Annotated in this window: 20 protein-coding genes; 13 read left to right on the forward strand and 7 right to left on the reverse strand. The window is 33.8% G+C overall.

Annotation, left to right across the window (positions count from 1 at the left end; genetic code table 11):
• Positions 1–101 precede the first annotated feature (101 nt).
• The 3 genes from folE to yidD are packed head-to-tail and all read left to right on the forward strand — an operon-like array spanning position 102 to position 2,560.
• Positions 102–779, forward strand: coding sequence for a GTP cyclohydrolase I FolE (gene folE, locus AC15TD_RS03320; RefSeq protein ID WP_484450718.1), 678 nt, complete (start codon positions 102–104; stop codon positions 777–779).
• A gap of 20 nt (positions 780–799) precedes the next feature.
• Positions 800–2,281, forward strand: coding sequence for a cysteine--tRNA ligase (cysS, locus tag AC15TD_RS03325; RefSeq protein WP_484450719.1), 1,482 nt, complete (start codon positions 800–802; stop codon positions 2,279–2,281).
• A gap of 54 nt (positions 2,282–2,335) precedes the next feature.
• Positions 2,336–2,560 carry a membrane protein insertion efficiency factor YidD gene (gene yidD, locus AC15TD_RS03330; RefSeq protein WP_484450776.1) on the forward strand — a complete coding sequence of 75 codons (225 nt, stop codon included), beginning with the start codon at positions 2,336–2,338 and terminating at the stop codon, positions 2,558–2,560.
• Positions 2,561–2,566: 6 nt separating this feature from the next.
• On the opposite strand, the gene AC15TD_RS03335 is transcribed toward yidD, so the two are convergent.
• Complete coding sequence (locus AC15TD_RS03335; protein ID WP_484450777.1) at positions 2,567–4,036, reverse strand: aminoacyl-histidine dipeptidase; 1,470 nt, start codon at positions 4,034–4,036, stop codon at positions 2,567–2,569.
• Positions 4,037–4,108: 72 nt separating this feature from the next.
• On the opposite strand from AC15TD_RS03335, the gene AC15TD_RS03340 reads away from it, so the two are divergent.
• The 5 genes from AC15TD_RS03340 (at position 4,109) to AC15TD_RS03360 (ending at position 11,757) form a co-directional block, all read left to right on the forward strand.
• Positions 4,109–5,176, forward strand: a complete 1,068-nt coding sequence (locus tag AC15TD_RS03340) for a DUF3810 domain-containing protein (RefSeq protein WP_484450720.1) — start codon at positions 4,109–4,111, stop codon at positions 5,174–5,176.
• Positions 5,177–5,254: 78 nt separating this feature from the next.
• Positions 5,255–8,227: an amidohydrolase family protein gene (locus AC15TD_RS03345; RefSeq protein WP_484450721.1), complete on the forward strand. Its 2,973-nt coding sequence runs from the start codon at positions 5,255–5,257 to the stop codon at positions 8,225–8,227.
• A gap of 11 nt (positions 8,228–8,238) precedes the next feature.
• The gene (locus AC15TD_RS03350; protein ID WP_484450722.1) at positions 8,239–9,540 is read left to right on the forward strand and encodes an amidohydrolase family protein; all 1,302 of its coding nucleotides are present in this window, start codon (positions 8,239–8,241) and stop codon (positions 9,538–9,540) included.
• 74 nt (positions 9,541–9,614) lie between these two features.
• A complete protein-coding gene (locus tag AC15TD_RS03355) occupies positions 9,615–10,412 on the forward strand; it encodes a TrmH family RNA methyltransferase (protein ID WP_484450723.1) in 798 nt (265 codons plus the stop codon).
• Positions 10,413–10,524: 112 nt separating this feature from the next.
• Positions 10,525–11,757: a M48 family metallopeptidase gene (locus tag AC15TD_RS03360; RefSeq protein ID WP_484450724.1), complete on the forward strand. Its 1,233-nt coding sequence runs from the start codon at positions 10,525–10,527 to the stop codon at positions 11,755–11,757.
• 83 nt (positions 11,758–11,840) lie between these two features.
• Here AC15TD_RS03360 and hutI read toward each other — a convergent pair whose 3' ends face one another.
• Genes hutI through hutH form a run of 3 tightly spaced genes read right to left on the reverse strand, consistent with a single transcriptional unit; the run spans position 11,841 to position 16,576 of the window.
• Positions 11,841–13,076, reverse strand: a complete 1,236-nt coding sequence (hutI, locus tag AC15TD_RS03365; RefSeq protein ID WP_484450725.1) for an imidazolonepropionase — start codon at positions 13,074–13,076, stop codon at positions 11,841–11,843.
• The gene (locus AC15TD_RS03370; RefSeq protein WP_484450778.1) at positions 13,076–15,073 is read right to left on the reverse strand and encodes a urocanate hydratase; all 1,998 of its coding nucleotides are present in this window, start codon (positions 15,071–15,073) and stop codon (positions 13,076–13,078) included. Before AC15TD_RS03370 ends, hutI begins: the two co-directional genes overlap by 1 nt.
• Before the next feature lie 12 nt (positions 15,074–15,085).
• On the reverse strand, positions 15,086–16,576 hold the full coding sequence (gene hutH / locus AC15TD_RS03375) for a histidine ammonia-lyase (RefSeq protein ID WP_484450726.1): 1,491 nt from the start codon (positions 16,574–16,576) through the stop codon (positions 15,086–15,088).
• 95 nt (positions 16,577–16,671) lie between these two features.
• Here hutH and AC15TD_RS03380 point away from each other — a divergent pair, with 95 nt between their 5' ends.
• The 3 genes from AC15TD_RS03380 (at position 16,672) to AC15TD_RS03390 (ending at position 20,447) form a co-directional block, all read left to right on the forward strand.
• Entirely contained in the window at positions 16,672–17,568 is an 897-nt protein-coding gene (locus AC15TD_RS03380; protein WP_484450727.1) for a LysR family transcriptional regulator, read from the forward strand.
• A 157-nt stretch (positions 17,569–17,725) separates the two neighbouring features.
• A complete protein-coding gene (locus AC15TD_RS03385; RefSeq protein WP_484450728.1) occupies positions 17,726–19,558 on the forward strand; it encodes a DEAD/DEAH box helicase in 1,833 nt (610 codons plus the stop codon).
• Between the two features lie 115 nt (positions 19,559–19,673).
• The gene (locus AC15TD_RS03390) at positions 19,674–20,447 is read left to right on the forward strand and encodes a carboxypeptidase-like regulatory domain-containing protein (RefSeq protein WP_484450729.1); all 774 of its coding nucleotides are present in this window, start codon (positions 19,674–19,676) and stop codon (positions 20,445–20,447) included.
• A gap of 18 nt (positions 20,448–20,465) precedes the next feature.
• Here AC15TD_RS03390 and AC15TD_RS03395 read toward each other — a convergent pair whose 3' ends face one another.
• Positions 20,466–20,993 carry an SRPBCC family protein gene (locus AC15TD_RS03395; RefSeq protein ID WP_484450730.1) on the reverse strand — a complete coding sequence of 176 codons (528 nt, stop codon included), beginning with the start codon at positions 20,991–20,993 and terminating at the stop codon, positions 20,466–20,468.
• 129 nt (positions 20,994–21,122) lie between these two features.
• On the opposite strand from AC15TD_RS03395, the gene AC15TD_RS03400 reads away from it, so the two are divergent.
• A complete protein-coding gene (locus tag AC15TD_RS03400) occupies positions 21,123–21,803 on the forward strand; it encodes an SIR2 family NAD-dependent protein deacylase (protein ID WP_484450731.1) in 681 nt (226 codons plus the stop codon).
• On the opposite strand, the gene AC15TD_RS03405 is transcribed toward AC15TD_RS03400, so the two are convergent.
• Entirely contained in the window at positions 21,798–22,406 is a 609-nt protein-coding gene (locus AC15TD_RS03405) for a YkgJ family cysteine cluster protein (RefSeq protein ID WP_484450732.1), read from the reverse strand. The two genes, AC15TD_RS03400 and AC15TD_RS03405, sit on opposite strands and share 6 nt — an antisense overlap.
• Positions 22,407–22,719: 313 nt before the next feature.
• Here AC15TD_RS03405 and AC15TD_RS03410 point away from each other — a divergent pair, with 313 nt between their 5' ends.
• Positions 22,720–23,508, forward strand: coding sequence for a transglutaminase-like domain-containing protein (locus AC15TD_RS03410; RefSeq protein WP_484450733.1), 789 nt, complete (start codon positions 22,720–22,722; stop codon positions 23,506–23,508).
• 122 nt (positions 23,509–23,630) lie between these two features.
• Here AC15TD_RS03410 and AC15TD_RS03415 read toward each other — a convergent pair whose 3' ends face one another.
• The gene (locus AC15TD_RS03415; RefSeq protein ID WP_484450734.1) at positions 23,631–25,268 is read right to left on the reverse strand and encodes an ABC-F family ATP-binding cassette domain-containing protein; all 1,638 of its coding nucleotides are present in this window, start codon (positions 25,266–25,268) and stop codon (positions 23,631–23,633) included.
• Position 25,269: the final 1 nt, after the last annotated feature.

Consider the following 25,269-nt stretch of genomic DNA (forward strand, 5'->3'; position numbering starts at 1 on the left):
AAAGGCGTATAAACACGATAAAATTAATTGTTTGTTAATACAAAACATAAGAAAAGTGTTTTGCTTATCTTTGCAAACTAAAATCTTGATTTCAGTAGCAGATGAAAATTGAAAATAACATAGATGAATTTGACGCTTTAGGGAACGACCATATTGGAACTTCTTCGAATACACCCATGAGAAGTGATGCTTTTAAACTATCAAATGAAGAGAAAATAGACATTATAAAAGATGATGTACGCCATATCATGGAAACTTTAGGACTTGATTTAACTGATGATAGTTTAAACGGAACTCCTAATAGAGTTGCCAAAATGTTTGTTAAAGAAATTTTTAGCGGCTTAGATCCTAACAAAAAACCTAGCGCTTCAACCTTCGATAATAAATATAAATATGGCGAAATGCTTGTTGAAAAAAATATCACATTATATTCAACATGCGAACACCATTTTCTCCCTATTGTAGGAAAAGCGCATGTTGCCTATATTTCAAATGGAACGGTTGTAGGGCTTTCAAAAATGAATCGAATTGTAGATTATTTTGCAAAACGACCGCAAGTACAAGAGCGTTTAACTATTCAAATTGTTGAAGAACTTCAAAAAGTTCTAGGCACAAAAGATGTTGCTTGTGTTATTGACGCCAAGCACTTATGTGTTAATTCAAGAGGAATAAGAGATATTGAGAGTAGTACAGTAACCTCTGAATTTGGAGGGAAATTTAAAGACAAGTCTACCCGTAGAGAATTTCTTGATTATATTAAATTAGAGACAAAGTTTTAGTTAATAATACCAGCCCAAACATGCAACTTTACAAGCATCAACAAATAAAAATTTACAATTCCCTTTCCGGAAAAAAAGAAACATTCACTCCAATTAACCAAGGCTATGTAGGCATGTACGTTTGTGGCCCAACGGTATATAGTAATGTCCATTTAGGAAATGTGAGAACCTTCATGTCTTTTGACGTGATTTTTAGATATCTAAAACATATAGGATTTAAAGTTCGCTATGTTAGAAATATTACAGATGCTGGTCATTTAGAAAATGATGCCGATGTTGGCGAAGACCGCATTGCTAAAAAAGCACGTCTAGAAGAAATCGAACCTATGGAAGTAGTTCAGCGCTATACCGTAGATTTTCATAATATCTTAAATATTTTCAATTTTTTACCTCCAAGCATTGAACCTACAGCAACAGGGCATATCATTGAGCAAATTGAGCTAATAAAAACGATTATTAAGAATGGATTTGCTTATGAAATAAATGGTTCTGTGTATTTTGACGTTCATAAATTTAATGAAACCCATGATTACGGTATTTTAAGTAAGCGTAAACTAGAAGATTTAATTCACAATACTCGTGAGTTGGACGGTCAGTCGGATAAAAAGAACCCACAAGATTTTGCGCTATGGAAAAAAGCCGAACCGCAACACATTATGCGTTGGCCTTCGCCTTGGAGTGACGGCTTTCCTGGTTGGCATTTAGAGTGTACTGCAATGAGTACGAAATATCTTGGAGAACATTTTGATATTCATGGTGGTGGAATGGATTTAAAATTCCCGCATCACGAGTGTGAAATTGCACAAAATGAAGCTGCTATTGGCCAGACACCTGTAAATTATTGGATGCATGCGAATATGCTGATTATGAATGGGAAGAAAATGGCTAAATCTACAGGAAATTATATTTTGCCAGGTGAAATTTTTACTGGAAATAACCCCAATATTACGAAGTCCTTTACACCAAGTGTGGCTCGTTTTTTTATGTTACAAGCCCATTACAGAAGTATTTTAGACTTTACAAATGATGGGTTACTAGCTAGTGAAAAAGGATTTTACAGATTGATGGATGCTATTAATATATTAAACAGTTTAAAAGCCTCAGCGACATCAAGTATTGATATAAACAAATGGAAACAAAGTTGTTATGATGCCATGAATGATGATTTTAATACACCTGTTTTAATCGCTAATCTATTTGAAGGTGTAAAGTATATAAATCAAATTAAGGACGGTTCTACAACAATTTCAAGTAGTGATTTAACAATCTTAAAAGACACTATTAATGCTTTTACTTTTGATATTTTAGGCTTAGAAAATAGTTCAAAAAATGATTCAGGAACTGATAAATTGTCTGGAGCTGTTGACGTACTTATTAAATTAAGACAAGAAGCGAGAGCAAATAAGGATTTTGCGTTATCTGATAAGATTCGCAATGAATTAGCATCTGCCGGTATAGAACTAAAAGACGGTAAAGAAGGCACCACATTTTCAATTAATTAGCAACTTGTTAAGTTGTTGAAATAAAAACGACTCAACTAGTGCATTTAAAAATTTATTTTGAAAAAAATACTTATCGCTCCGTTTTTGTTTTTAATAAAAGTGTATCAGGTACTGATATCCCCACTAACACCTGCAACATGCAGATATAGCCCAACATGTTCACACTACGCTAAAGAGGCACTGCAAAAACATGGGTTCTTAAAAGGAGGTTGGCTAGCATTAAAACGTATTTTTAGTTGTCATCCCTGGGGCGGAAGTGGTTATGATCCGGTACCATAAACTAAATTAGCAAATTTTCTTATTAGGTATATTCTTTAAAATCTCTAAAACAAAGTTCCAATATTTTTGAGTTGATGAAATTTGGGCACGCTCATCTGGAGAGTGCGCGCCTTTTATATTAGGTCCAAAACTAATCATATCCATATCGGGATAATTCTGGCCAAGAATACCACATTCCAATCCTGCATGACAAGCAGCTACATGGGGTTTTATGCCGTTTAAATCTTCGTAAAGTTTAGATATCACTTTTAAAATGGGAGATTCCATATTTGGTGTCCAACCAGGATAATCACCAGATAATTCTACTTCACAACCAGTTAACTCAAAAGTAGCACGAAGTTTGTTTGCTAAATCTATTTTAGAACTTTCAACAGAAGAGCGTGTTAAACAAGCAATTTTAATATGTCCATCCTTTACCACTACTCTAGCGATATTATTCGATGTTTCTACCAAATCTGGAATATCTGCGCTCATCCTGTAAACGCCGTTGTGTGCCGCATATAAAGCTCTTGTAAATCCTTCCTGAACACCTAAATCCATAATCATTTTAGGAGTTTCAGATTTAAAAACTATAAACTCTAAATCTGGCTCCATGGTTTTTAATTCTGTCTTTATAGTATCTGCTTGTTGTTGTATTTCTAAAAGAAAAGCCTCCTCATGAATCGCATCAATAGCAACAATCGCTTTACTTTCTCTCGGAATGGCATTACGCAAACTTCCGCCATCAATTTCCGAAATTCGTAATCCAAAATTTTCAAAACCATCAAATAGCAAACGGTTCATTATTTTATTAGCATTCCCCAAACCTTCATGAATTTGCATTCCAGAATGACCTCCTTGCAATCCTTTTACGGAAATAGTAAACCCGATTTTAAATTCTGGTGTTTCTTCTTCAGTATAAGTTCTTGTCGCAGTGACATCAACACCTCCAGCACAACCAACACCGATTTCATCATCTTCTTCAGTATCTAGATTCAGCAAAATACCACCAGAAAGCAAACCGCCTTTTAAACCCTTAGCACCTGTCATACCTGTTTCTTCATCAATAGTAAACAAGGCTTCAATAGCAGGATGCACAATATCTGTACTTTCTAAAATAGCCATTATCGTAGCCACACCTAAACCATTATCGGCACCAAGTGTGGTTCCTTTGGCTTTCACCCAATCCCCATCAACAAACATCTCAATACCTTGAGCATCAAAATCAAAATCAGTTTCATTATTTTTCTGATGAACCATATCTAAATGTGATTGCATCACAACCGAAGTTTTTGATTCCATACCCTTGGTTGCTGGTTTTTTAATAATCACATTCCCTACTTCATCAACTAGCGTATCAAGACCAAGTTTTTCGCCAAAATCTTTTACAAAAGCAATAACGCGTTCTTCTTTTTTAGACCCTCGAGGTACCGCATTTAAGTCAGCAAATTTATTCCAAAGTTGTTTTGGTTCTAGTTGTCTTATTTCTGAATTCATCATGATTATCTTTAGTTTCACAAAGGTAACATATCTAATCAGTATTAATAAACATTTTCCTATTTTTGAAACATGCTGAAACACAAAAAAACGATTATAGCATTTTTAATAATTCCTCAATATATTTTGATAAAATGGCTATCAAATTATCCCGAATTTATTGAAACCTATTACAGTAATGGTTTGTATCCATATATATCTAAACTATTTAGGTTTATGTTGGGCTGGATTCCCTTTTCGTTTGGCGATTTAGTATACGGATTTGCTATTATTTATATAATACGATGGCTTTATAAAAATTTCACACGATTAAAAACGGATACAAAAAATTGGTTTTTAGATTTGTTTTCCGCCGCTTCAATACTCTATTTTGCATTTCATTTATTTTGGGGATTAAACTATTACAGATTACCACTATACAAAAGTCTTGGTTTAGAATCTAAATACACCACCGAAGCGCTTGTGGACGTTACTAAAAAACTTATTGCAAAATCTAATGCCATCCACTCGGAAATTATTAAGAATGATAGTTTACCTGTAAATATTCCTTACAGTAAAGGTGATATTTTAAAAATAGCACCCTTAGGATATGCGGCTTTAGAAAAAGAATTTCCCCATCTAGAATATCACCCAAAAAGCATTAAAAAATCATTATTTAGCTTACCCTTAACTTATATGGGCTTTAGTGGTTATTTAAACCCATTAACCAATGAATCACAGGTAGATTATTTAATTCCTATATATATTTTCCCTACAACGGCATCCCATGAAGTAGCACACCAATTAGGCTATGCTGCAGAAAATGAAGCCAATTTTATAGGGTGCTTGGCAGCTACAAATCATGATGATATTTACTTTAAATATTCGGGTTACACCTTTGCCCTTCGTTTTTGTTTAAATGAAATTTACAGACGTGATGAAACTTTATTTGATTCCATCTCAGAAACCGTTAATAAGGGTATTTTAAAAAACTATCAAGAAATGCGAACGTTTTGGGATAATTATGAGAATCCTGCTGAACCACTATTTAAAAAAACTTATAGTTCTTATTTAAAAGCCAACAAACAGGATAAAGGCATGAAAAGTTATAGTTATGTAGTGGCGCTATTTGTAAACTATTTTGAATTAAAAACGTTATAATAAATTAAAATAAAATCAATAAATGAATAACTAAGACATAAAGGTTTATATTTAAAAACTAATTTCAACCATTTTAATATGATAAAAAAATACTTGGTATTATTTACCATTTTTTGTACTTCTGCATTGAGTGCACAAGAATATTTTCCAAAAAATGATGGTGTAATGGCAAAAAACACCAATTATACCGCTATTACGAATGCAAAAATCTTTATAACTCCTACTCAGATAATTGAAAGTGGAACTTTACTTATAAAAGATAGTAAAATAGTGGCTTCTGGAACTTCTGTTATCATTCCTAAAAACTCGGTGGTTATTGATATTAAAGGAAAAAGCATCTACCCTTCCTTTATTGATCTGTATTCTGATTTTGGTATTGAAAAACCTAAACGTCCAACTTCGAGAGGCAGAACAGCTCAGTATGATGCTACCCGAACTGGTTACTACTGGAATGACCATGTGATGCCTGAAAACAGAGCCATAGATAAGTTTAATTATGACTCCAAAGCGGCAACTGAATTATTAAAAGCGGGTTTTGGAGTCGTTAATGCGCATATACAAGATGGTATTGTAAGAGGTAGTGGAACTCTTATAGCACTAAACAATGAAAGTGGCAACGAGTACAGAATTTTAGACCAACATTCTGGTCAATACTTATCGTTTAGTAAAAGTGTAACGTCTAGCCAATCCTACCCTTCTTCTCTAATGGGAAGTATGGCGTTATTAAGGCAAATGTATCTTGATGCAGACTGGTATGCAAAAGGATATGTTAAAACTAAAGATCTGTCTTTGGAGGCACTAAATAAAAACAAATCACTAGTTCAGTTTTTCGAGGCTGGTAATAGAGGAAATATTATGAGAGCTGATAAGGTTGGTGATGCCAATGGTATTCAATATGTTATGCTTGGTGGAGGCGATGAATATGAACGGATTAATGATATAAAAACAACGAATGCCAAACTTATACTACCAATCAATTTTCCTGATGCATATGATGTTGAAAATTCATTCTTGACATCAATTCTTTCTTTAAGCGATATGCGTGCATGGAACCAAAAACCTTCAAATCCTAAAATATTAGCGGAAAATAATATCACATTTACTTTTACTACACACGATTTAAAATCGCCAAAAGAATTCAAAACAAATCTTTTAAAAACTATAGAAGCAGGTTTATCAAAAGAAAAAGCCTTAGAAGCTTTAACTACAGTTCCGGCACAACTTATTGGAAAATCTGATTTAATTGGTTCGCTTAAAAATGGAAGCCTAGCTAATTTTTTAATTACATCAGGTGATATTTTTAATAAAAAAACAACCCTTTATGAAAACTGGGTTCAAGGTAACAAAACCATTATTGAAGACATGAATATTGTTGACATTAGCGGTGATTATGAGTTTGCTTTGCTTGGTGAAACTTATAAAATGACCATTAAAGGTGAATTAAGTAATCCAAAAATAGAAATGACCAGTCAAGAAAAGACTTTAGGTTCAAAAATAACTTATAATGAAGATTGGGTAAATATATCTATGACGACTATTGATTCTACAAGACAAGAATTTATTAGAATAGTTGCTAATGTTACTGACAAAAACCAATTAAATGGTAAAGCCATTCTTCCTAATGGGAATGAATTGCCTTTTTCTGCAACTTCAAAAAGTAAAGACAAAACAGAAGCAACTTCAAAGAAAAAAGAAGACCAGAACAAAGATAATTTTGTTCCAGTAACGTATCCTAATATGGCCTATGGTTTTACTAAGCTACCCAAAGCAGAAACCATGTTATTTAAAAATGTTACAGTATGGACTAATGAAAAGGAAGGTGTTTTAAAAGAAACAGATGTTTTAGTTAAAAATGGTAAAATTTCCGAAATAGGTCAAAATCTTTCAGATTCCGGTGCTACTATTATTGATGCCACAGGTAAACATTTAACCGCAGGTATTATTGACGAGCATTCACATATTGCAACATCATCAGTAAATGAAGGGGGACAAAATTCTTCAGCAGAAGTTAGCATTGAAGATGTGTTAGATGATTCTGATATTAACATCTACAGAAATCTCGCTGGTGGTGTAACTTCCATTCAAGTATTGCATGGTTCTGCTAACCCTATTGGCGGTCGTTCGGCAATTATCAAATTAAAATGGGGAGAATCGGCAGATAATCTCATATACAATAACTCACCAAAGTTTATAAAATTTGCATTGGGAGAAAACGTTAAACAAACACGTTCTCAAAGTAATATTCGCTTTCCACAATCAAGAATGGGTGTTGAACAAGTATATGTAGATTATTTCACCAGGGCTAAAGAATATGACGCCTTAAAGAAAAGTGGTAAACCTTTCAGGAAAGATATTGAATTAGATGTGCTTGTTGAAATTTTAAATAAAGAACGCTTTATTAGTTGTCATTCTTACGTTCAAAGTGAAATAAATATGCTTATGAAAGTAGCTGAAAAATTTAATTTTAATATCAACACCTTTACACACATTCTAGAAGGATACAAAGTTGCCGATAAAATGGCTGAGCATGGTGTTGGTGGATCAACATTTAGTGATTGGTGGGCCTATAAATTCGAAGTTAATGATGCCATTCCTTATAATGCATCCATTATGCATAATGCCGGTATAGTTGTCGCCATAAATAGTGATAATGCAGAAATGGCTAGAAGACTGAATCAAGAAGCAGCAAAATCTATTAAATACGGCGGCATGAGTGAAGAAGAGGCATGGAAGTTTGTAACCCTAAACCCTGCAAAATTGTTGCATATTGATAATCGTGTAGGTAGTATCAAAGTTGGTAAAGATGCTGATCTTGTTTTGTGGTCAGATAACCCGCTTTCCATTTATGCTAAAGCAGAAAAAACAATTATTGAAGGAGTTACTTATTTTGATTTAAAACGTGATGAAATGATGCGTTCTAACATTCAAAAAGAAAAAAACGAACTCATTAATATGATGTTACATGCCAAAAATAAAGGTTTAAAAACCCAGACCGTAAAAAAGAAAGAAAAAGAACTATTACATTGTGATTCAATGGATAACGAAATATAAAACTTATTAAGATGAGAAAAATAATATCATATATTATAATGTTGTGTTCTTTAATAATAACGGCGCAACAAACACCAGCCCCCAAACAATCCCAAGACATCGCTATTGTTGGAGCAAAGGCGCATATTGGTGATGGCACTATTATAGAAAACAGTATCATCATCTTAAAAGATGGAAATATTTCAACCCTTGTAGATGAAAAGGTTGTGAAAATTGACTTAACCGGGGTTAAAGTAATAAACGCTAATGGTAAACATGTTTATCCTGGTTTTATTATACCAAATTCAACGTTAGGTCTCGTTGAAATTGATGCTGTTAAAGCCTCTATTGATCAAACTGAAATAGGTTTAATGAATCCGCACATAAGAAGTTTAATTGCTTATAATGCCGAATCTAAAATTGTAGAATCTGGGAGACCCAATGGAATACTTTTAGGTCAAATTACGCCAAGAGGTGGACGTATTTCAGGAACCTCTTCCGTAGTACAATTTGATGCTTGGAACTGGGAAGATGCTGCTGTAAAAGTTGATGACGGTATTCATATAAATTGGCCAAGTAGTTTTGTAAGAGGCCGCAGATTGTTAGGTGATCAAGCTAGAATAATAGCAAATGATAAATATGCAGAACAAGTTACTGAACTTGATAATTACATCAAAAACAGCAAAGCTTATCTTAAAGGTGAGAAATCTAAGATTAATCTGCCTTTTGAAGGAATGAGTGGTCTTTTTAATGGTTCAAAAAAACTATATATTCATGTTGATGATGAAAAAGGCATTATCGATGCTGTCAATTTTTTAAAAAGAAATAGTCTAAAAAATATAGTAGTTGTTGGTGGACATCACGCTTATAAAGTTGCTGATTTATTAAAAGAAAATAATGTTTCCGTTTTATTAGAACATGTACAATCTCTTCCATCATTAGAAGATGAGGATTATGATTTACCATATAAAGCAGCTAAACTATTAGTTGATAAAGGAGTCTTAGTCGCTTTACAGACTAACTACATTGATACAGAACGTATAAACGCGCGTAATTTACCCTTTTATGCTGGCACTTGTGCTGCTTATGGTTTAGATAAAGAACAAGCCCTGCAATTAATTACCCTTAATCCTGCAAAAATATTAGGAATTGATGATAGATACGGATCTTTAGAAACAGGTAAAAGCGCTACCCTTTTTATTTCTGAAGGAGATGCTTTAGATATGCGTACCAATATTTTAACACATGCTTTTATTGATGGTAGAGAAATAAGTCTTGAGACACATCAAACGGAGCTTTGGAAACGATATTCAGAAAAATATAAAAATCAATAACCCTAAAAAAGCGAGCTAAATAGCTCGCTTTTTTATTTAAAACTAGTATTTAAAATCGCTATTTTTGTGGCCTTATGAGTAAACAAATTACCAGCATACAAAATCCATTCATAAAGCAACTGGTTCAGTTAAAAGACAAGTCGCGCGAGCGTAAGAAAACTGGTCTTTTTTTAATTGAAGGTGAACGTGAAATCTCCTTGGCGGTAAAAGGAAATTATGAGTTTGAAAAAGTTTTATTTCATCCCGAATTAATACCTGAGGTGCACATCAATAAATTAATAGATCAACACATTGAACTCATAGAAATATCAAAAACAGTATACGAAAAACTAGCACACAGAAATACTACTGAAGGTATTCTAGCTGTTGCAAAAAATAAAATACATTCAATCTCTAATTTAAAATTAAGTACTAAAAACCCATTAATTTTAGTAGCTGAAGCCCCTGAAAAACCAGGAAACATCGGAGCACTTTTAAGAACTGCTGATGCTGCAAATATTGATGCGGTTATTATCGCTAATCCGAAAACCGATTTGTATAACCCTAACATTATACGCTCTAGTGTTGGCTGTATATTTACCAATCAGGTTGCCACTGGAAGCACCAAGGAAATCATTGAATTTTTAAAAACTCATAACATCAATATCTATTGTGCTGCGTTGCACGCATCAGTTAATTATCAAACACAAGATTTCACTAAACCAACTGCTGTTATTGTTGGCACAGAAGCCACTGGATTAAGTGATGAATGGATAAATAATGCAACTCAAAATATCATGATTCCCATGCAAGGAGAAATAGATTCTCTGAATGTTTCGGTTGCGGCAGGAATTCTTATTTTTGAAGCAAAAAGACAACGAGATTTTCAATAACTCGTAATTACGAGAGAGGGACGACCGAAATATATTTTTTTAAATTAAAACGAACATTAAACTAATTACTACGACTTTTAAAAAAGTCGCGCAAAGACGAAAGATATCAAACATGACAGCAAATACCCTTTTTTATATTATCATAACCATTATCATCATCAATTTTATTGTTGATAAAATTTTAGATGCTTTAAACGCAAAACATTTTAATGATGCACTTCCTAAAGAATTAAAAGATGTTTATGATGAAACAGACTATAAAAAATCACAACACTATAAAGGCACAAAATATAAATTCGGACTTATAACCTCCACATTTTCGTTGCTATTAACATTAGGGTTTTTATTTTTTGATGGTTTTGAATTTGTAGACACTATTGCCAGAGGCTTCTCTGAAAACCCAATCCTTATTGCTTTAATTTTCTTTGGTATTATTATGATTGGCAGTGATATTATTAACACGCCATTCTCGTATTACAGCACCTTCGTGATAGAAGAAAAATTTGGGTTTAATAAAACAACTATTAAAACATTCATTCTTGACAAAATAAAAGGTTGGTTCATGATGGCTTTTATAGGCGGTGGTATTCTTGCACTTATCATTTGGTTCTACCAATCTACGGGTAACTATTTTTGGTTATATGCCTGGGGATTAGTCGCTGTATTTACTTTGTTTATGAATATGTTTTACTCGAAACTAATCGTGCCTCTATTTAACAAACAAACACCTTTAGAAGCTGGAAGCTTACGTGATAAAATTTCAGAATATGCCAAAACTGTTGGTTTTAAACTTGATAAAATTTTTGTAATTGATGGCTCAAAACGAAGTACTAAAGCCAATGCTTACTTTTCTGGTTTTGGCAGCGAAAAACGTGTGACGCTCTACGATACACTAATTAACGATTTAGACGAAGAAGAAATTGTTGCTGTTTTAGCACATGAAGTTGGTCATTATAAAAAAAAACATATTATTTTTAATTTGATAAGTTCTATTTTACTCACAGGTTTAACGCTTTATATTTTGTCATTATTTATTTCAAACCCGTTATTATCCAATGCCTTAGGCGTTGAAATATCCAGTTTTCATATTGGGTTAATAGCCTTTGGATTACTCTACTCACCTATTTCTGAAATCACAGGTTTAATTATGAATCTGTTTTCAAGAAAGTTTGAATATCAAGCCGATGACTATGCAAAGAACACCTATAAAGCTGAACCTTTAATTACATCGTTAAAGAAACTATCTAAAAATAGTTTGAGTAATTTAACACCACATCCCGCATATGTGTTTATGCACTATTCGCATCCGACATTGTTGGAACGTATCGTTAATTTAAGGAAGTAAGTTTCCCTTAATTCATCATTACTATTAATAAAATATGGATAACAAAGTAATCTCATGTATTAAAACGTCAAAAAATTAATTTTCTAAATTTTTTCTCCTTTAATAAAAACCGTTTCAATTTGATGATTTCCGAAAGCGTAAGGAATAAATCCGTATGAATTAATAGGTTTAGTTAGAATTAAATTAGCTTGCTTCCCTTTGGTAATGGAACCTACTTCGTCTTCTAATCCCATCGCGTAGGCACCGTTTATTGTGGCAGCATTAATAGCTTCTTCTGGTGTCATTTTCATTTTTACACAGGCGGCAGACACTACAAAATTCATATTTCCTGAAGGCGATGATCCTGGATTATAATCAGTCGCCAATGCCAAAGGTAAACCTGCATCAATGAGTTGTCTTGCTGGTGTATACGGAATTCCTAAAAAAAACGAACAACCCGGCAAGGCCACGGGCATAGTTTGCGTATTTTTAAGTGATTCTATGTCGCTTTCGCTTATTTCTTCCAGATGGTCAACCGATAGCGCATGATATTTCACGCCAGCTTGAACACCACCTATAGATGTGAATTGATTCACGTGTATTTTAGGAACCAAACCGTAGTCTTTTCCTGTTTGTAAAATACGTGCAGTGTCTTCAACTGAAAAATAACCTGTTTCACAAAAAACATCTACATAGTCTGCTAAATGGTCTTTGGCTACTAAAGGCATCATGTCATTTATCAGTAATTCTAAATAACCTGCCTTGTTGTTTTTATATTCGTTTGGAACAGCATGCGCACCTAAAAATGTCGCCTTAATTGGAATCGAGTAATTCTCTTTTAAACGCTTAATAACACGAAGCATTTTTAATTCGGATTCTACCGTTAATCCGTATCCCGATTTAATTTCTATAGCACCTGTTCCTAGCGAGATGACTTCCTCTAAACGTACTTTACTCCGTTGATACAAATCGTCTTCGGAAGTTTCTTGCAGTTTCTTAGCTGAATTTAAAATGCCGCCGCCTTTATTGGCGATTTCTTGATACGTTAATCCTTTTATTTTATCTACAAACTCGTTTTCTCTGTTTCCGGCGTACACAATATGCGTATGCGAATCACACCAAGTAGGCAACATCGATCTTCCACCTGCATCAATAATTTCTGAAAAACGATGGTTCGGACAATGATCCATTGTCCCAAAATCGGTAATCAATCCATTATCAACCACTAAAAAAGCATTTTTAATAGATGGAAGTATATTCATGTCTTTTCCAGACACAAAAGCAATGGGCTCTGTTCTAACCTGGATTAACTCCTTTATATTTTTAAATAGTGTTGCCATCAAAATAATTTCTTTAAAATGTCGTCTTCAACAAGATTAGGTAAAGTTACTTTTAAATTCGGAGTTCGTTCCATTTCACGTTTTATAGCGAATAAGGCTTTATCATTTCTAGCCCAACTTCTGCGAGCTATACCGTTATTCACATCAAAAAACAACATGCTTTTTAATCGTTCTTCCGCTTTTATAGTGCCATCTAGCAACATACCGAAACCACCATTAATCACTTCGCCCCAACCAACGCCGCCACCATTATGAATAGACACCCAAGTGGCGCCCCTAAAACTATCGCCTATAACATTATGTATAGCCATGTCTGCCGTGAATTTGCTGCCATCATAAATATTAGATGTTTCTCGGTAAGGAGAATCGGTACCGCTTACATCATGATGATCGCGTCCTAAAACTATGGGACCGATTTTGCCTTCTGCCACCGCATTGTTAAACGCTTCGGCTATTTTAGAACGCCCTTCGGCATCAGCATACAAAATACGCGCTTGTGAACCAACCACCATGTTGTTCTTTTTAGCATCTTTTATCCAAGTGATATTATCCTGCATTTGCAATTTTATTTCTTCAGGAGACTGTTCCATAATTTCCTGCAAAACGGTCGCTGCAATGGAATCCGTGACATCTAAATCTTCTGCCTTTCCAGACGTGCATACCCAACGGAATGGTCCGAAACCATAATCAAAACACATAGGTCCTAATATATCTTGTACATAAGATGGATACTTAAAATCGATATTGTTATCTGCCATCACATCGGCCCCAGCACGTGAAGCTTCTAACAAAAAGGCATTGCCATAATCGAAGAAATAGGTTCCCTTAGCAGTATGCCTATTAATAGCTGCGGCATGTCTTCGTAAGGATTCTTGAACTTTTTCTTTAAAAAAATTTGGCTCTTCACGAATTAAACGATTAGATTCTTCATAAGATATCCCAATAGGATAATAACCTCCTGTCCAAGGAATATGCAGGGATGTTTGATCGGAACCCACATGAATAAAAATATCTTCTTCATCGAAACGCTCCCAAATTTCCACCACATTTCCTATATAGGCTATCGAAACAACTTCATCAAATGCTTTAGCTTGTTTGACTCTTACAATTAAGTCATCCATTGAATTAATTAACACATCGACCCAACCCTGTTCGTGTCGTTTTGTAGCTGCTTTTACATTAACTTCAGCACAAATAGTAATACAACCGGCTATATTGCCGGCTTTTGGTTGTGCGCCACTCATACCTCCTAATCCGGAAGTTAAAAATATTTTACCTTTTGAGTTTTCTTCTTTTGGTAAAATTTTACGAAACGCATTCATCACGGTAATTGTGGTTCCGTGAACAATGCCTTGCGGACCAATATACATAAACGAACCTGCCGTCATTTGTCCGTACTGGGTGACTCCAAGTGCATTAAATTTTTCCCAGTCGTCTGGTTTTGAATAATTAGGAACCATCATACCATTAGTTACAATCACTCTAGGTGCATTTTTAGATGATGGAAATAAGCCCATCGGGTGACCAGAATACATATGCAAGGTTTGTTCCTCTGTCATATGTGCCAAATACTGCATGGTTAATACATACTGTGCCCAATTTTGAAAAACAGAGCCATTACCTCCATAGGTTATAAGCTCTTCTGGATGCTGAGCCACAGCTGGATTCAGGTTGTTTTGAATCATCAGCATGATAGCTGCAGCTTGAGCACATTTTGCAGGATATTCTGAAATAGGTCTAGCATACAAATCATAGTAAGGCTTGAAACGGTACATATAAATCCTACCAAAAGCCTTTAATTCTTCTGAAAATTCTTGAGCAAGTTCTTGATGCCATTCTTTAGGAAAATATCGCAACGCATTTCTAATAGCCAATTCTTTTTCTTCTATTGATAAAATGTCTTTTCGCTTTGGCGCTCTGTTTACTCCAGCCTCTAAAACACGCTTAAGTGGTAATTTTGTTGGAATTCCTTGTAATATATGTTCTTTAAATGTCATCATGAGATTCAATTATTTTACTAAAAAAACTTGATTTTTAACCATTGAGATTAACGCATTAATATCTTCTTTAAGAATACGATCCTCTTCTAATTTGGCTACCTTGCTTCTAATCAGTTTAAAGTTTGTTTCAATAATTTGTGAAAAAGTGTTTGGCCTTCTAAACTCCATAGCTTGTGCTGCGTACATGATTTCAATCGCTAATATTTTTTGAAGATTTCCAAGTATTTGGTTGAATTTACGACCAGAAATACTTCCCATAGACACATGATCTTCTTGTCCTAAAGAGGTGGGAATACTATCTGCTGATGGTGGGAAACACAAGGATTTATTTTCTGTTACCAAAGCTGCTGTTGTGTATTGCGGAATCATGAATCCGGAATTTAAGCCACCACTAGCTGTTAATAAACGTGGTAATCCAAATTTACCTTCAATAAGTAAATAACAACGTCTGTCAGAAATGTTGCCTAATTCTGAAGCTGCAATCGAACAATAATCTAAAGCCATAGCAAGCGGTTGCCCATGAAAATTTCCTCCGGAAATAGCTTCTGTTTCACTTAACACTATGGGATTGTCGGTAACTGAATTCAATTCAATTTCTGTCAATTCATTTAAATGATAATAGGCATTTCTTGAAGCGCCATGCACCTGCGGAATACAACGCATGGAATACGGATCCTGAACACGGGCGCAGTTTTCATGAGACTTAATATTTTTAGAATTTTTAAACAGCATACGCATACGCTCGGCAACTTCTAAATTCCCTTTAAACGGACGAATACTGTGCAATAATTCTTTAAAAGGTGACTCACTACCTTGATACCCTTCTAAACTCATCGCGCCTGCTACATCGGCTAAATCTAACAAATAAGCCATTTTATGTAACCCTGTTATGGCATGAGCTAATATAAATTGAGTTCCATTTATCAATGCCAAACCTTCTTTAGCTTGTAACTCTATCGGTTTTAAATGATGTTTTTTTAAAATTTCTTGTGCAGGAACAAAATCATTATCTACCCAAAATTCACCCTCTCCAATTAGTGGCAAAAATAGATGCGACAATGGCGCTAAATCTCCCGAAGCCCCAACAGATCCTTGCTCTGGGACAACGGGCAACAAATCATGCTCTATAAAATAAACAATACGCTCTATAACCTCTAATCGAATGCCTGAAAATCCCCGACTTAAGGCGTGCACCTTACAAATCATCATTATTTTTGACAACTCTCTATCAATAGGCCCACCTACTCCAACTGCATGAGTAATTAATAAATTTCTTTGGAGTTTGCTGGTTTGTTCTGGTGAAATTTTAACATCACATAAAGGACCAAACCCCGTATTAATACCATATATAGCCTTGCTTGAAGCCGCCATGACTTCTACCTTTTTTCTGCAATCATGTATTTTTGATATGGCATAATCAGATAAAGAAGCGTTTAATGTGCCTTTAGCAATAGCCATGACTTTATCTACCGTCAGTTTGTCAATTCCGTATACGAACATTTTTATATAATAAGTTTAGTATTTAATCTAAATATTACAAAATTATCGATATTTTTGATACCTAATAAGACTAATTTACAAAACTATTAATAACCATGAGTTATCAAATAGAATTGAGGCATATCAGATATTTTTTAGCAGTTGCAGAGCTTTTGCACTTTAGAAAAGCTGCCGAAAAACTTTTTATATCGCAACCAGGACTTAGTAGACAAATTAAAGAAATGGAAGACAATATAGGTATTAAGTTGTTTGATAGACATAATAGACAAGTTAAATTAACGCATACCGGATTATATTTAAAAGAGGAGTTATCAAAAAACTTAAAAAGTTTAGACGCTATATTGCATCATGCTAAATTACTTGAAGATGGCAAGGACGGTAAACTTAACTTTGGTTATGTGGGTTCAGCCATGCAAAAAATTATTCCAGAATTATTATTAAAATTCACAGAAGACCACCCCAATATTTTGTTTAGTTTAAAAGAAATGGATAACGGTAAACAAATTGAAGGATTGCTGTCTCAACATATAGATATTGGATTTGTAAGACTTGAAAGAATCCCAAGAGGTTTAGAAAGCCATCCTGTTTTAAAAGAGCCTTTTTGCTTGGTGTTGCCAAAACATCATACCATTGATGCTTCAAACTTTAAAAATCTATCACAATTTAAAGAAGAACATTTTATCTTATTTGATCCAGAATACAGCGCATCCTATTATAAAAAAGTCATGGAGATTTTTGATGCTAGTGGTTTTAGTCCTATCGTCTCACACAATACGATACACGCTGGTTCTATTTATAAATTAGTAGAGAATAATTTTGGTGTTTCTATTGTTCCACAGTCCCTAATAAACGAAAATAATTCAAAAACAAAATTTATTGAACTCCATAAAATTAAACAAAGAACTACCCTGTCGGCCATTTGGAATAAAGATAATAGAAACCCTATTTTAAAAAATATATTATCACTTATTCGCAAGGAAAATATAATATAGTTTGAATGACAAATAAAAGACTATCTTTGCCGCTTGAAATCCGATAACGGATTTAAATTCCTCAGAGTGAGGATGTGTTGCAAGAAGTTTAGGTTTAAGTATGTCGATTCCCTTCTTATGTAACACTACGTAACATAATCGAATACTTATAGAAAGAATGAACACATTCCAAGATTTAGGTCTTAATGAAGACTTATTACAAGCCATTACAGATTTAGGCTTTACTACACCAAGTGAAGTACAGGACAAAGCCATCCCTATTTTATTAAATAATGAAACCGATTTGGTAGCCTTAGCACAAACAGGAACAGGTAAAACAGCTGCTTTTGGCTTCCCAATGCTTCAAAAAATTGATATTAACAGCAGAACTACTCAAGGCTTAATTTTATCTCCTACACGAGAACTATGCTTGCAGATTACCAACGAAATGAAACTATATGGTAAATATTGTAAGGGGCTTAACGTCGTTGCTGTTTACGGTGGTTCAAGCATTACAGATCAGGCTAGAGATATTAAAAAAGGGGCTCAGATTATTGTGGCAACACCCGGTCGTATAAAAGATATGATTAGCAGACGTTTAGTTGATATTTCTAAAATTGAATATGCCGTTTTAGATGAAGCTGACGAAATGCTAAATATGGGGTTTTATGAAGATATTACCGATATTCTATCAAATACGCCCGAAGATAAATGTACCTGGTTATTTAGTGCCACGATGCCTAAAGAGGTATCGGTGATTGCGAAAAAATTCATGGATAATCCGCATGAAATTACGGTAGGTAATAAAAATGAAAGTACCAGTCAAGTGTCTCATGAATATTATTTAGTAAACGCAAGAGACCGATACAATGCTTTAAAACGTTTAGCCGATGCTAATCCTGATATATTTTCAGTAGTATTTTGTAGAACAAAACGTGATACCCAAAAAGTAGCCGAACAACTTATTGAAGATGGTTATAATGCTGGTGCATTACACGGAGATTTAAGTCAGAACCAACGCGATTTGGTTATGGGTTCATTTAGAAAAAAACAAATTCAAATGTTAGTAGCAACTGATGTTGCTGCACGTGGAATTGATGTTGACGATATTACCCACGTTATAAACTACCAATTGCCGGACGAACCTGAAATTTATACGCATCGATCTGGAAGAACGGGACGTGCAGGTAAAACGGGAATCTCAATGGTTATTGTTTCTAAAAGTGAGGTACGTAAAATAAAAAGCATCGAGCGCATCATTAAAAAAGAATTCGTTAAAAAAGAAATTCCTAACGGAATGGAAATTTGCGAAGTTCAATTAATGTCGCTTGCCAATAAAATTCATAATACTGAGATAAATCATGAAATTGATAAATATCTTACTAATATTAATGAGATGTTTAAAGATGCTTCAAAAGATGAACTTATTAAAAAATTCTTTTCAGTAGAGTTTACTCGTTTCTATAATTACTATCAAAAATCTAAAAACTTAAATATTTCTGAAAGTTCAAGTGACCGAGATAGCGATGGTGGACGTGATTACAGAGGCGGAAAATCTGATTCTACACGTTATTTTATTAATGTAGGTAGTAAAGATGGTTTTGATTGGATGAAGTTAAAAGACTTCTTAAAAGAACAGTTAGAACTTGGCAGAGATGATGTTTTTAAAGTTGAAACTAAAGAAAGTTTCTCCTTTTTCAATACTGAAAACGAATTAAAAGAAAAAGTTTTAGCCTATTTTACAGACTTTAAACATGAAGGCCGTTTTGTAAATGTTGAAGTTTCTGAAAACCGAGGTGGTGGAAAACGCGGTGGCAGAAGAAATGATGACAGAAAAAGTGGTGACAGACGTTCTAAACCAAGAAGTGATAGAAGAAGTTCAGGCACAGATTCTGAAAACCGAAGTAGCAGAAGACGCTCTGAAGGAACATCAAAACCAAGACGTTCTGGTGACTCAGATTCTAAATCATCAAAAATTAGCTTTGATAGACCGCGACGTTCAAGGCGATAAAATTTAAACCTCTTTGCTTATATCAAAGAGGTTTGTTAATTTTAAGTCAAAAATATTGCAATGGTATAAAACTTGGTATATTGTTTACTATTTTTATACCTAATTAAAAATTTTAATGAAAAAGTATCTCATCCTATTTACGTGTGTTTTAACAACAGCATACTGTTTTGCCCAGGAAAGCACAACCGTAAAAGGAGTCGTTATAAATAGTGCTGATGACAAACCTCTAGAGAGTGTTAATATCGTTAACTTAAATCAAGTTATAGGAACATCAACCAATGCAAATGGTGAATTTGAAATCAATGCCAAACCTAATGATACCTTACATTTTTCATATTTAGGATTTAAATCAATTAAAGTAAGAGTCACCAATGATTGGATTAAATTTGGCAGCTCTAAAATAGCGTTAACAGAACTTGCTTTAGCACTTGAAGAAGTGGTTATAAACCAGTTAAAGCTTACTGGCTATTTAGAAGTTGATATTAAACAAGTTCCTGTAAACAACAATTATCGTTACAGTATTTCCGGTTTACCAAGTACAGGCTATGAAGCTAGTTCTCCATCAGCTATAACCAAAGTAATAGGCGCTATATTTAACCCGGCAGATTTTTTAAACAGAATGTTTGGAAAAAAACCTAATGAGTTAAGAAAACTCAAAAAAATGAAACAAGATGATGAAATTAGAAACATTCTTGCTTCTAGGTTTGACAGAGAAATGCTAACTGCTTTACTACAAGTAGACCGTGTAGATTTAGATGAAATTGTGAGTCAATGCAACTATTCAAAAGGATTTATCCAAACAGCAAATGATTTACAGATTTTAGATGCTATTAGTGAATGTTACGAAGAATATAAGTTATTAAGCAGAGGAAGAACAAATAGATTATAAATAAAGTTTAAAAGGTTTTTACGCCTTTTCTAATATCATTTTTAAGTTGTTTAACCCTTCTTCAAAATCCTCTACAACCGCTTTTTCGATATTATAAAATAACATAAAAACATTAACGGGAAATTTATTTTCACCATAGAAACCACAAGTCACTTTTGTTTGCATTTTACCTAAATCTTCAATGATTGTGCAGGAATTTGAAATAGATTTCCAAGGTTTATAAAATCGTAAAGCAACCTCTATCCTTTTATTTTCAATAATATTAGTTATTTCTTGTTCACCAATACCAACATCACTATTCCCCTCCCATCTTGCTATAAAACCAACCTCTCCATCTATTCCAAAATATTCTTGCTTCATATCAGAATCTTTTTTCTTCCAAGGTGACCAATGATCTTGATTTTTTATAAACTTTAAATATTTAAAAACCCCTGTATGTGGTTTATGAATAATAATACTTCTTTTGATCTCATAGCTCTTTGGTGCCAAAAAATAAATAATAACGAATGCAGCAACAATGAGCAAAGAGATTATAAAAAAAATCATGAATTGGTTCTTTTTAGTTAGAAACTAAAATAAAAAAAATAACAATTTAAAACTAATTCAAAAGTTCGTTTAATTGATTATTTTTATGAGTGATAGTTTCTTGGAAAGATGTCATATAAAAATCCTTAAATGAAGCATATAGTTGTACTTACAGGCGCAGGAATGAGCGCAGAAAGTGGTCTTAAAACATTTAGAGATTCGGATGGTTTGTGGGAGGGACATGATGTTAGTGAAGTTGCCACTCCAGAAGGTTTTAATAAAAACCCTGAGCTAGTTTTAGAATTTTACAATCAAAGGAGAAGACAATTATTAGAGGTTACACCCAATTCTGGTCATATTGATTTGGCTCAACTTGAAACTGATTTTAAAGTATCGATCATTACGCAAAACGTTGATGATTTACATGAGCGTGCTGGAAGCAACGACATTATTCATTTACATGGTGAATTGTTAAAAGTGAGAAGCACGTTTGATGAAGTAGATATTAAACCTTGGAAAACCGATTTGGTTTTGGGAGACACCTGCAAAAGAGGCTATCAATTACGCCCACATATTGTATGGTTTGGCGAAGCCGTTCCTATGATTGAAAAAGCTATTGATGTTTGTATGACTGCCGATATTTTAGTAATAATTGGAACATCGATGCAAGTGTATCCTGCAGCTAGTTTGATTCATTATACACCTGAAAATATACCAACTTATTTTATCGATCCAAAGCCAGCCGTAGAATCCAAGCAAAACCTAAGTATTATTTCTGAAAGTGCTACAAAAGGCGTTAAAAAATTTATTGAACTTGTTAAAACATTATGAGGCATTTTTAAATCCTTTTGGAAATGGCCTATAGTTATAATAGTGCAACACTTCTTCAATTGCTAATTTTAAAGCCTCGTTAATTGGCAGAATGGCATTACCGAGACGAAAATCAATCTGATTAAGATTCATATAATAATCTGAAAAAATGGGCACAGATAAACCTTTATCGATAGCTTCTTCTGCACTTTTAAAACCTTCACTTTGTCCTTCTTTAATAATTTTACAGGTGGCGAGTCTTAGTTTTCCATATTTATCTCTGCTTGCTGCATATCCAAAAAGCCTGCAAATAAGGCCACGATATTTATAATTACCACAACTTCCACTATGACTATCCAATAAAGAAAGTGGCTGATATAAATAGCACGTAGAACTAGAGTACTCTTTTAATTCCATAAGTGTCTTTTGACCTAACCCGTTTAAAAAAAGATAAAAAGCCCAAGGCAGAAATTCCAATGGAGAGGCTTCAATATCAGGTTTTGTACAACATCTTCCGCAGTCAGCTATACAATGCAAATTAGTTTGAGATTGAAATTGAGAAATCTCACAATCGAGTCGATCAAACAAATGTTCAATACGTCTCACTTTAGATTCAATGGACATTAGTATCTAAAGCAGAGAATAAAAAAAAGTGTATTCATACAGCATGAAATTTTAGTAAAAGTAATCTATTTAAACACATGTTTCATATTAGAGTCATTATTTTACGAATGCCCTATCAACGTTTAAATTAATGAATCTTAAAAGTCGATTTCATTATTAAAAATTCAATAAAACGGTATTCGATTACTATTATCTGTTTTAATTACGTATATATTAAATTAAATTCTTCAAATAGCATCGTTATCTCTTTTTAATCATTTAATTTTAATTCCGACGAAAGAATAGGTTTATTTATCTTAAATTTTTGAAATTTATGTTGTTACGTGTTGGTTGTGAATTAACGTTTGATATTGAAGTACCAACCCCATTTATTTTAATGTTGCGCCCTCGTAGTGGTGCTCAACAATGGGTAGAGCGCGATGAATATAAAATTATTCCAAACGTTCCTATTTTTGAATATGCAGATGATTATGGAAACCTTTGCCAAAGGCTTGTAGCGCCGCCAGGACTCTTTTCATTGCATACTACAGCCGACGTAAAAACTGATGACTATGTGAATGTAAATCACGGAGCACCATTTATAGAAATACAACATTTACCAAACACTGTTTTAAGTTACTTATTACCCAGTAGATATTGTGAATCAGATCGCTTTAATGATATGGCAAACAGTATTACAACCAACCAGTTATCAGGTTATAACCAAGTCGCTGCTATTGAAACATGGCTTCGGGACACCATACGTTTTATTCCAGGAAGTAGCGATTTTCCTATTTCTGCGATAGAGGTTAATAATAAACAAATGGGAGTTTGCAGAGATTTAGCCCACTTGGGCATTGCATTATGTAGGAGTTTAAGCATTCCAGCACGTTTGGTTGTTGGGTATTTATACAATTTAAACCCCATGGATATGCATGCTTGGTTTGAAGCTTATGTTGGTGGAAGCTGGTATACCTTTGATGCTACTCAAACAGGACCAAAAGGAGGCTATGTTGCTATTGGCTATGGACATGATGCAGCCGATGTCGCTGTTTTTAACCAATTTGGTCCTGCGGTTCATCCTATAAATCAAATAGTGAGTGTGAAACGGATAGAGGAATAATATTTTTGAAATATTATTTTTTTGGGAATACTTTAAGTTTACTGCATTGATTGTTTTAATTATCTGTGTTGTGAGCTAAACGAAATTAGGTGATTTTTTATCTAAACTAAAATCGATAAATTTTACTTCTTTAAATCTATCTGTTTTAAATTTTCAATACGGTTTCTCACTAAGAAATCATCAATTGTTTCAAAATGTTCTATAACGCGATGGTCTTTAAACTCAAATACTTTTTGAGATAATCCTTGAAGGAAATCACGATCATGCGATACCAAAATCAAAGTCCCATCGAAGGCTTTTAGAGCTTCTTTCAACACATCTTTCGACTTTAAATCTAAATGGTTTGTAGGTTCATCAAGAATTAATAAATTAACAGGTTCCAAAAGCAGTTTTACCATCGCTAATCGTGTTTTTTCTCCACCAGACAGTATACTTACTTTTTTATCGATGTCATCACCTTTAAACATAAAACCGCCTAAAATCGATTTTATTTGAGTTCGAATGTCGCCTTCGGCTACCTCATCGACCGTTTGAAAAATAGTCAAGCTTTCATCTAATAATGATACTTGATTTTGAGCAAAATAACCAACTTTAACATTATGCCCTAAACTACATTTTCCTTCAAAATCGATTTCTCCCATAATCGCTTTTATCATGGTTGATTTTCCTTCGCCATTTCTTCCAACAAACGATACTTTTTCTCCTCTAGAAATAGACATATTAGCATTTTTAAACACCACATGTTCTTCGTAAGATTTTGATAAATCTTTAACCGTTACCGGATAATCACCTGCACGTGGTGCTGGAGGAAAGCGTAACTTTAAAGCCGACGTATCAATCTCATCTATTTCAATAATCTGTATTTTTTCGAGCATACGTTCTCTGGAATTTACTTGATTAGTTTTAGAATACGTTCCCTTAAAACGTTCAATAAACGCCATATTATCTGTAATGTATTTTTGCTGCTCATTATAGGCTTTCACTTGATGGATTCTCCTGTCTTCACGCAATTGTAAGTAATGCGAATAATTCGCTTTATAGTCATAAATACGTCCCATAGTGACTTCTATGGTTCTGTTGGTAATGTTATCAATAAACGCTTTATCATGTGAAATAACCATAACAGCATTCGCCTTATTAATTAAAAAATCTTCTAACCAGATAACAGATTCTATGTCGATGTGGTTGGTCGGCTCATCTAATAAAATTAAATCGGGTTTTTGTAATAAGATTTTCCCTAGTTCGATTCGCATTCTATAACCACCGCTAAATTCACTCGTCAATCTCGTAAAATCATCGCGTTTAAAACCTAAACCAATTAACGCTTTTTCAACTTCAGCATCGTAATTAATATCTTCGAGCGCATAATATTTTTCGCCTAAATCTGAAACTTTAGTAATTATGTTCATGTAGTCGTCAGACTCATAATCGGTTCTGGTTTCCAGTTCCTTATTAAGTCGGTCCATTTCATCACGCATTTTAAAAATATGCGTAAAGGCTTTAGAGGCTTCTTCAAAAACGGTACAACTATCTTCTGTTAGTAAATGTTGTGGTAAATACGCGATAACAGCATCTATAGGAAAACGAACATGACCTCTAGAAGCTTTTTGTTTACCGGCAATAATTTTCATCATAGTCGATTTTCCAGCACCATTTTTACCCATTAATGCTATTTTATCGTTTTCATTTATAGTATAAGACACATCACTAAATAAGAAACTACCACCAAATTCTACTGTTAAAGACTCAACTGAAATCATT

This window comes from Yeosuana sp. (genome assembly GCF_057126245.1).

What these genes read in the sequence shown, in the direction of transcription:
- AC15TD_RS03395 (WP_484450730.1), bottom strand. Translation starts at nt 20,993, where the DNA reads ATGATTTTTTTTATAATCTCTTTGCTCATTGTTGCTGCATTCGTTATT.
- AC15TD_RS03345 (WP_484450721.1), top strand. Translation starts at nt 5,255, where the DNA reads ATGATAAAAAAATACTTGGTATTATTTACCATTTTTTGTACTTCTGCA.
- AC15TD_RS03340 (WP_484450720.1), top strand. Translation starts at nt 4,109, where the DNA reads ATGCTGAAACACAAAAAAACGATTATAGCATTTTTAATAATTCCTCAA.
- AC15TD_RS03350 (WP_484450722.1), top strand. Translation starts at nt 8,239, where the DNA reads ATGAGAAAAATAATATCATATATTATAATGTTGTGTTCTTTAATAATA.
- cysS (WP_484450719.1), top strand. Translation starts at nt 800, where the DNA reads ATGCAACTTTACAAGCATCAACAAATAAAAATTTACAATTCCCTTTCC.
- AC15TD_RS03380 (WP_484450727.1), top strand. Translation starts at nt 16,672, where the DNA reads ATGAGTTATCAAATAGAATTGAGGCATATCAGATATTTTTTAGCAGTT.
- hutH (WP_484450726.1), bottom strand. Translation starts at nt 16,576, where the DNA reads ATGTTCGTATACGGAATTGACAAACTGACGGTAGATAAAGTCATGGCT.
- AC15TD_RS03385 (WP_484450728.1), top strand. Translation starts at nt 17,726, where the DNA reads ATGAACACATTCCAAGATTTAGGTCTTAATGAAGACTTATTACAAGCC.
- AC15TD_RS03390 (WP_484450729.1), top strand. Translation starts at nt 19,674, where the DNA reads ATGAAAAAGTATCTCATCCTATTTACGTGTGTTTTAACAACAGCATAC.
- hutI (WP_484450725.1), bottom strand. Translation starts at nt 13,076, where the DNA reads ATGGCAACACTATTTAAAAATATAAAGGAGTTAATCCAGGTTAGAACA.
- folE (WP_484450718.1), top strand. Translation starts at nt 102, where the DNA reads ATGAAAATTGAAAATAACATAGATGAATTTGACGCTTTAGGGAACGAC.
- AC15TD_RS03415 (WP_484450734.1), bottom strand. Translation starts at nt 25,268, where the DNA reads ATGATTTCAGTTGAGTCTTTAACAGTAGAATTTGGTGGTAGTTTCTTA.
- AC15TD_RS03355 (WP_484450723.1), top strand. Translation starts at nt 9,615, where the DNA reads ATGAGTAAACAAATTACCAGCATACAAAATCCATTCATAAAGCAACTG.
- AC15TD_RS03405 (WP_484450732.1), bottom strand. Translation starts at nt 22,406, where the DNA reads ATGTCCATTGAATCTAAAGTGAGACGTATTGAACATTTGTTTGATCGA.
- AC15TD_RS03410 (WP_484450733.1), top strand. Translation starts at nt 22,720, where the DNA reads ATGTTGTTACGTGTTGGTTGTGAATTAACGTTTGATATTGAAGTACCA.
- AC15TD_RS03370 (WP_484450778.1), bottom strand. Translation starts at nt 15,073, where the DNA reads ATGACATTTAAAGAACATATATTACAAGGAATTCCAACAAAATTACCA.
- AC15TD_RS03400 (WP_484450731.1), top strand. Translation starts at nt 21,123, where the DNA reads ATGAAGCATATAGTTGTACTTACAGGCGCAGGAATGAGCGCAGAAAGT.
- AC15TD_RS03335 (WP_484450777.1), bottom strand. Translation starts at nt 4,036, where the DNA reads ATGAATTCAGAAATAAGACAACTAGAACCAAAACAACTTTGGAATAAA.
- AC15TD_RS03360 (WP_484450724.1), top strand. Translation starts at nt 10,525, where the DNA reads ATGACAGCAAATACCCTTTTTTATATTATCATAACCATTATCATCATC.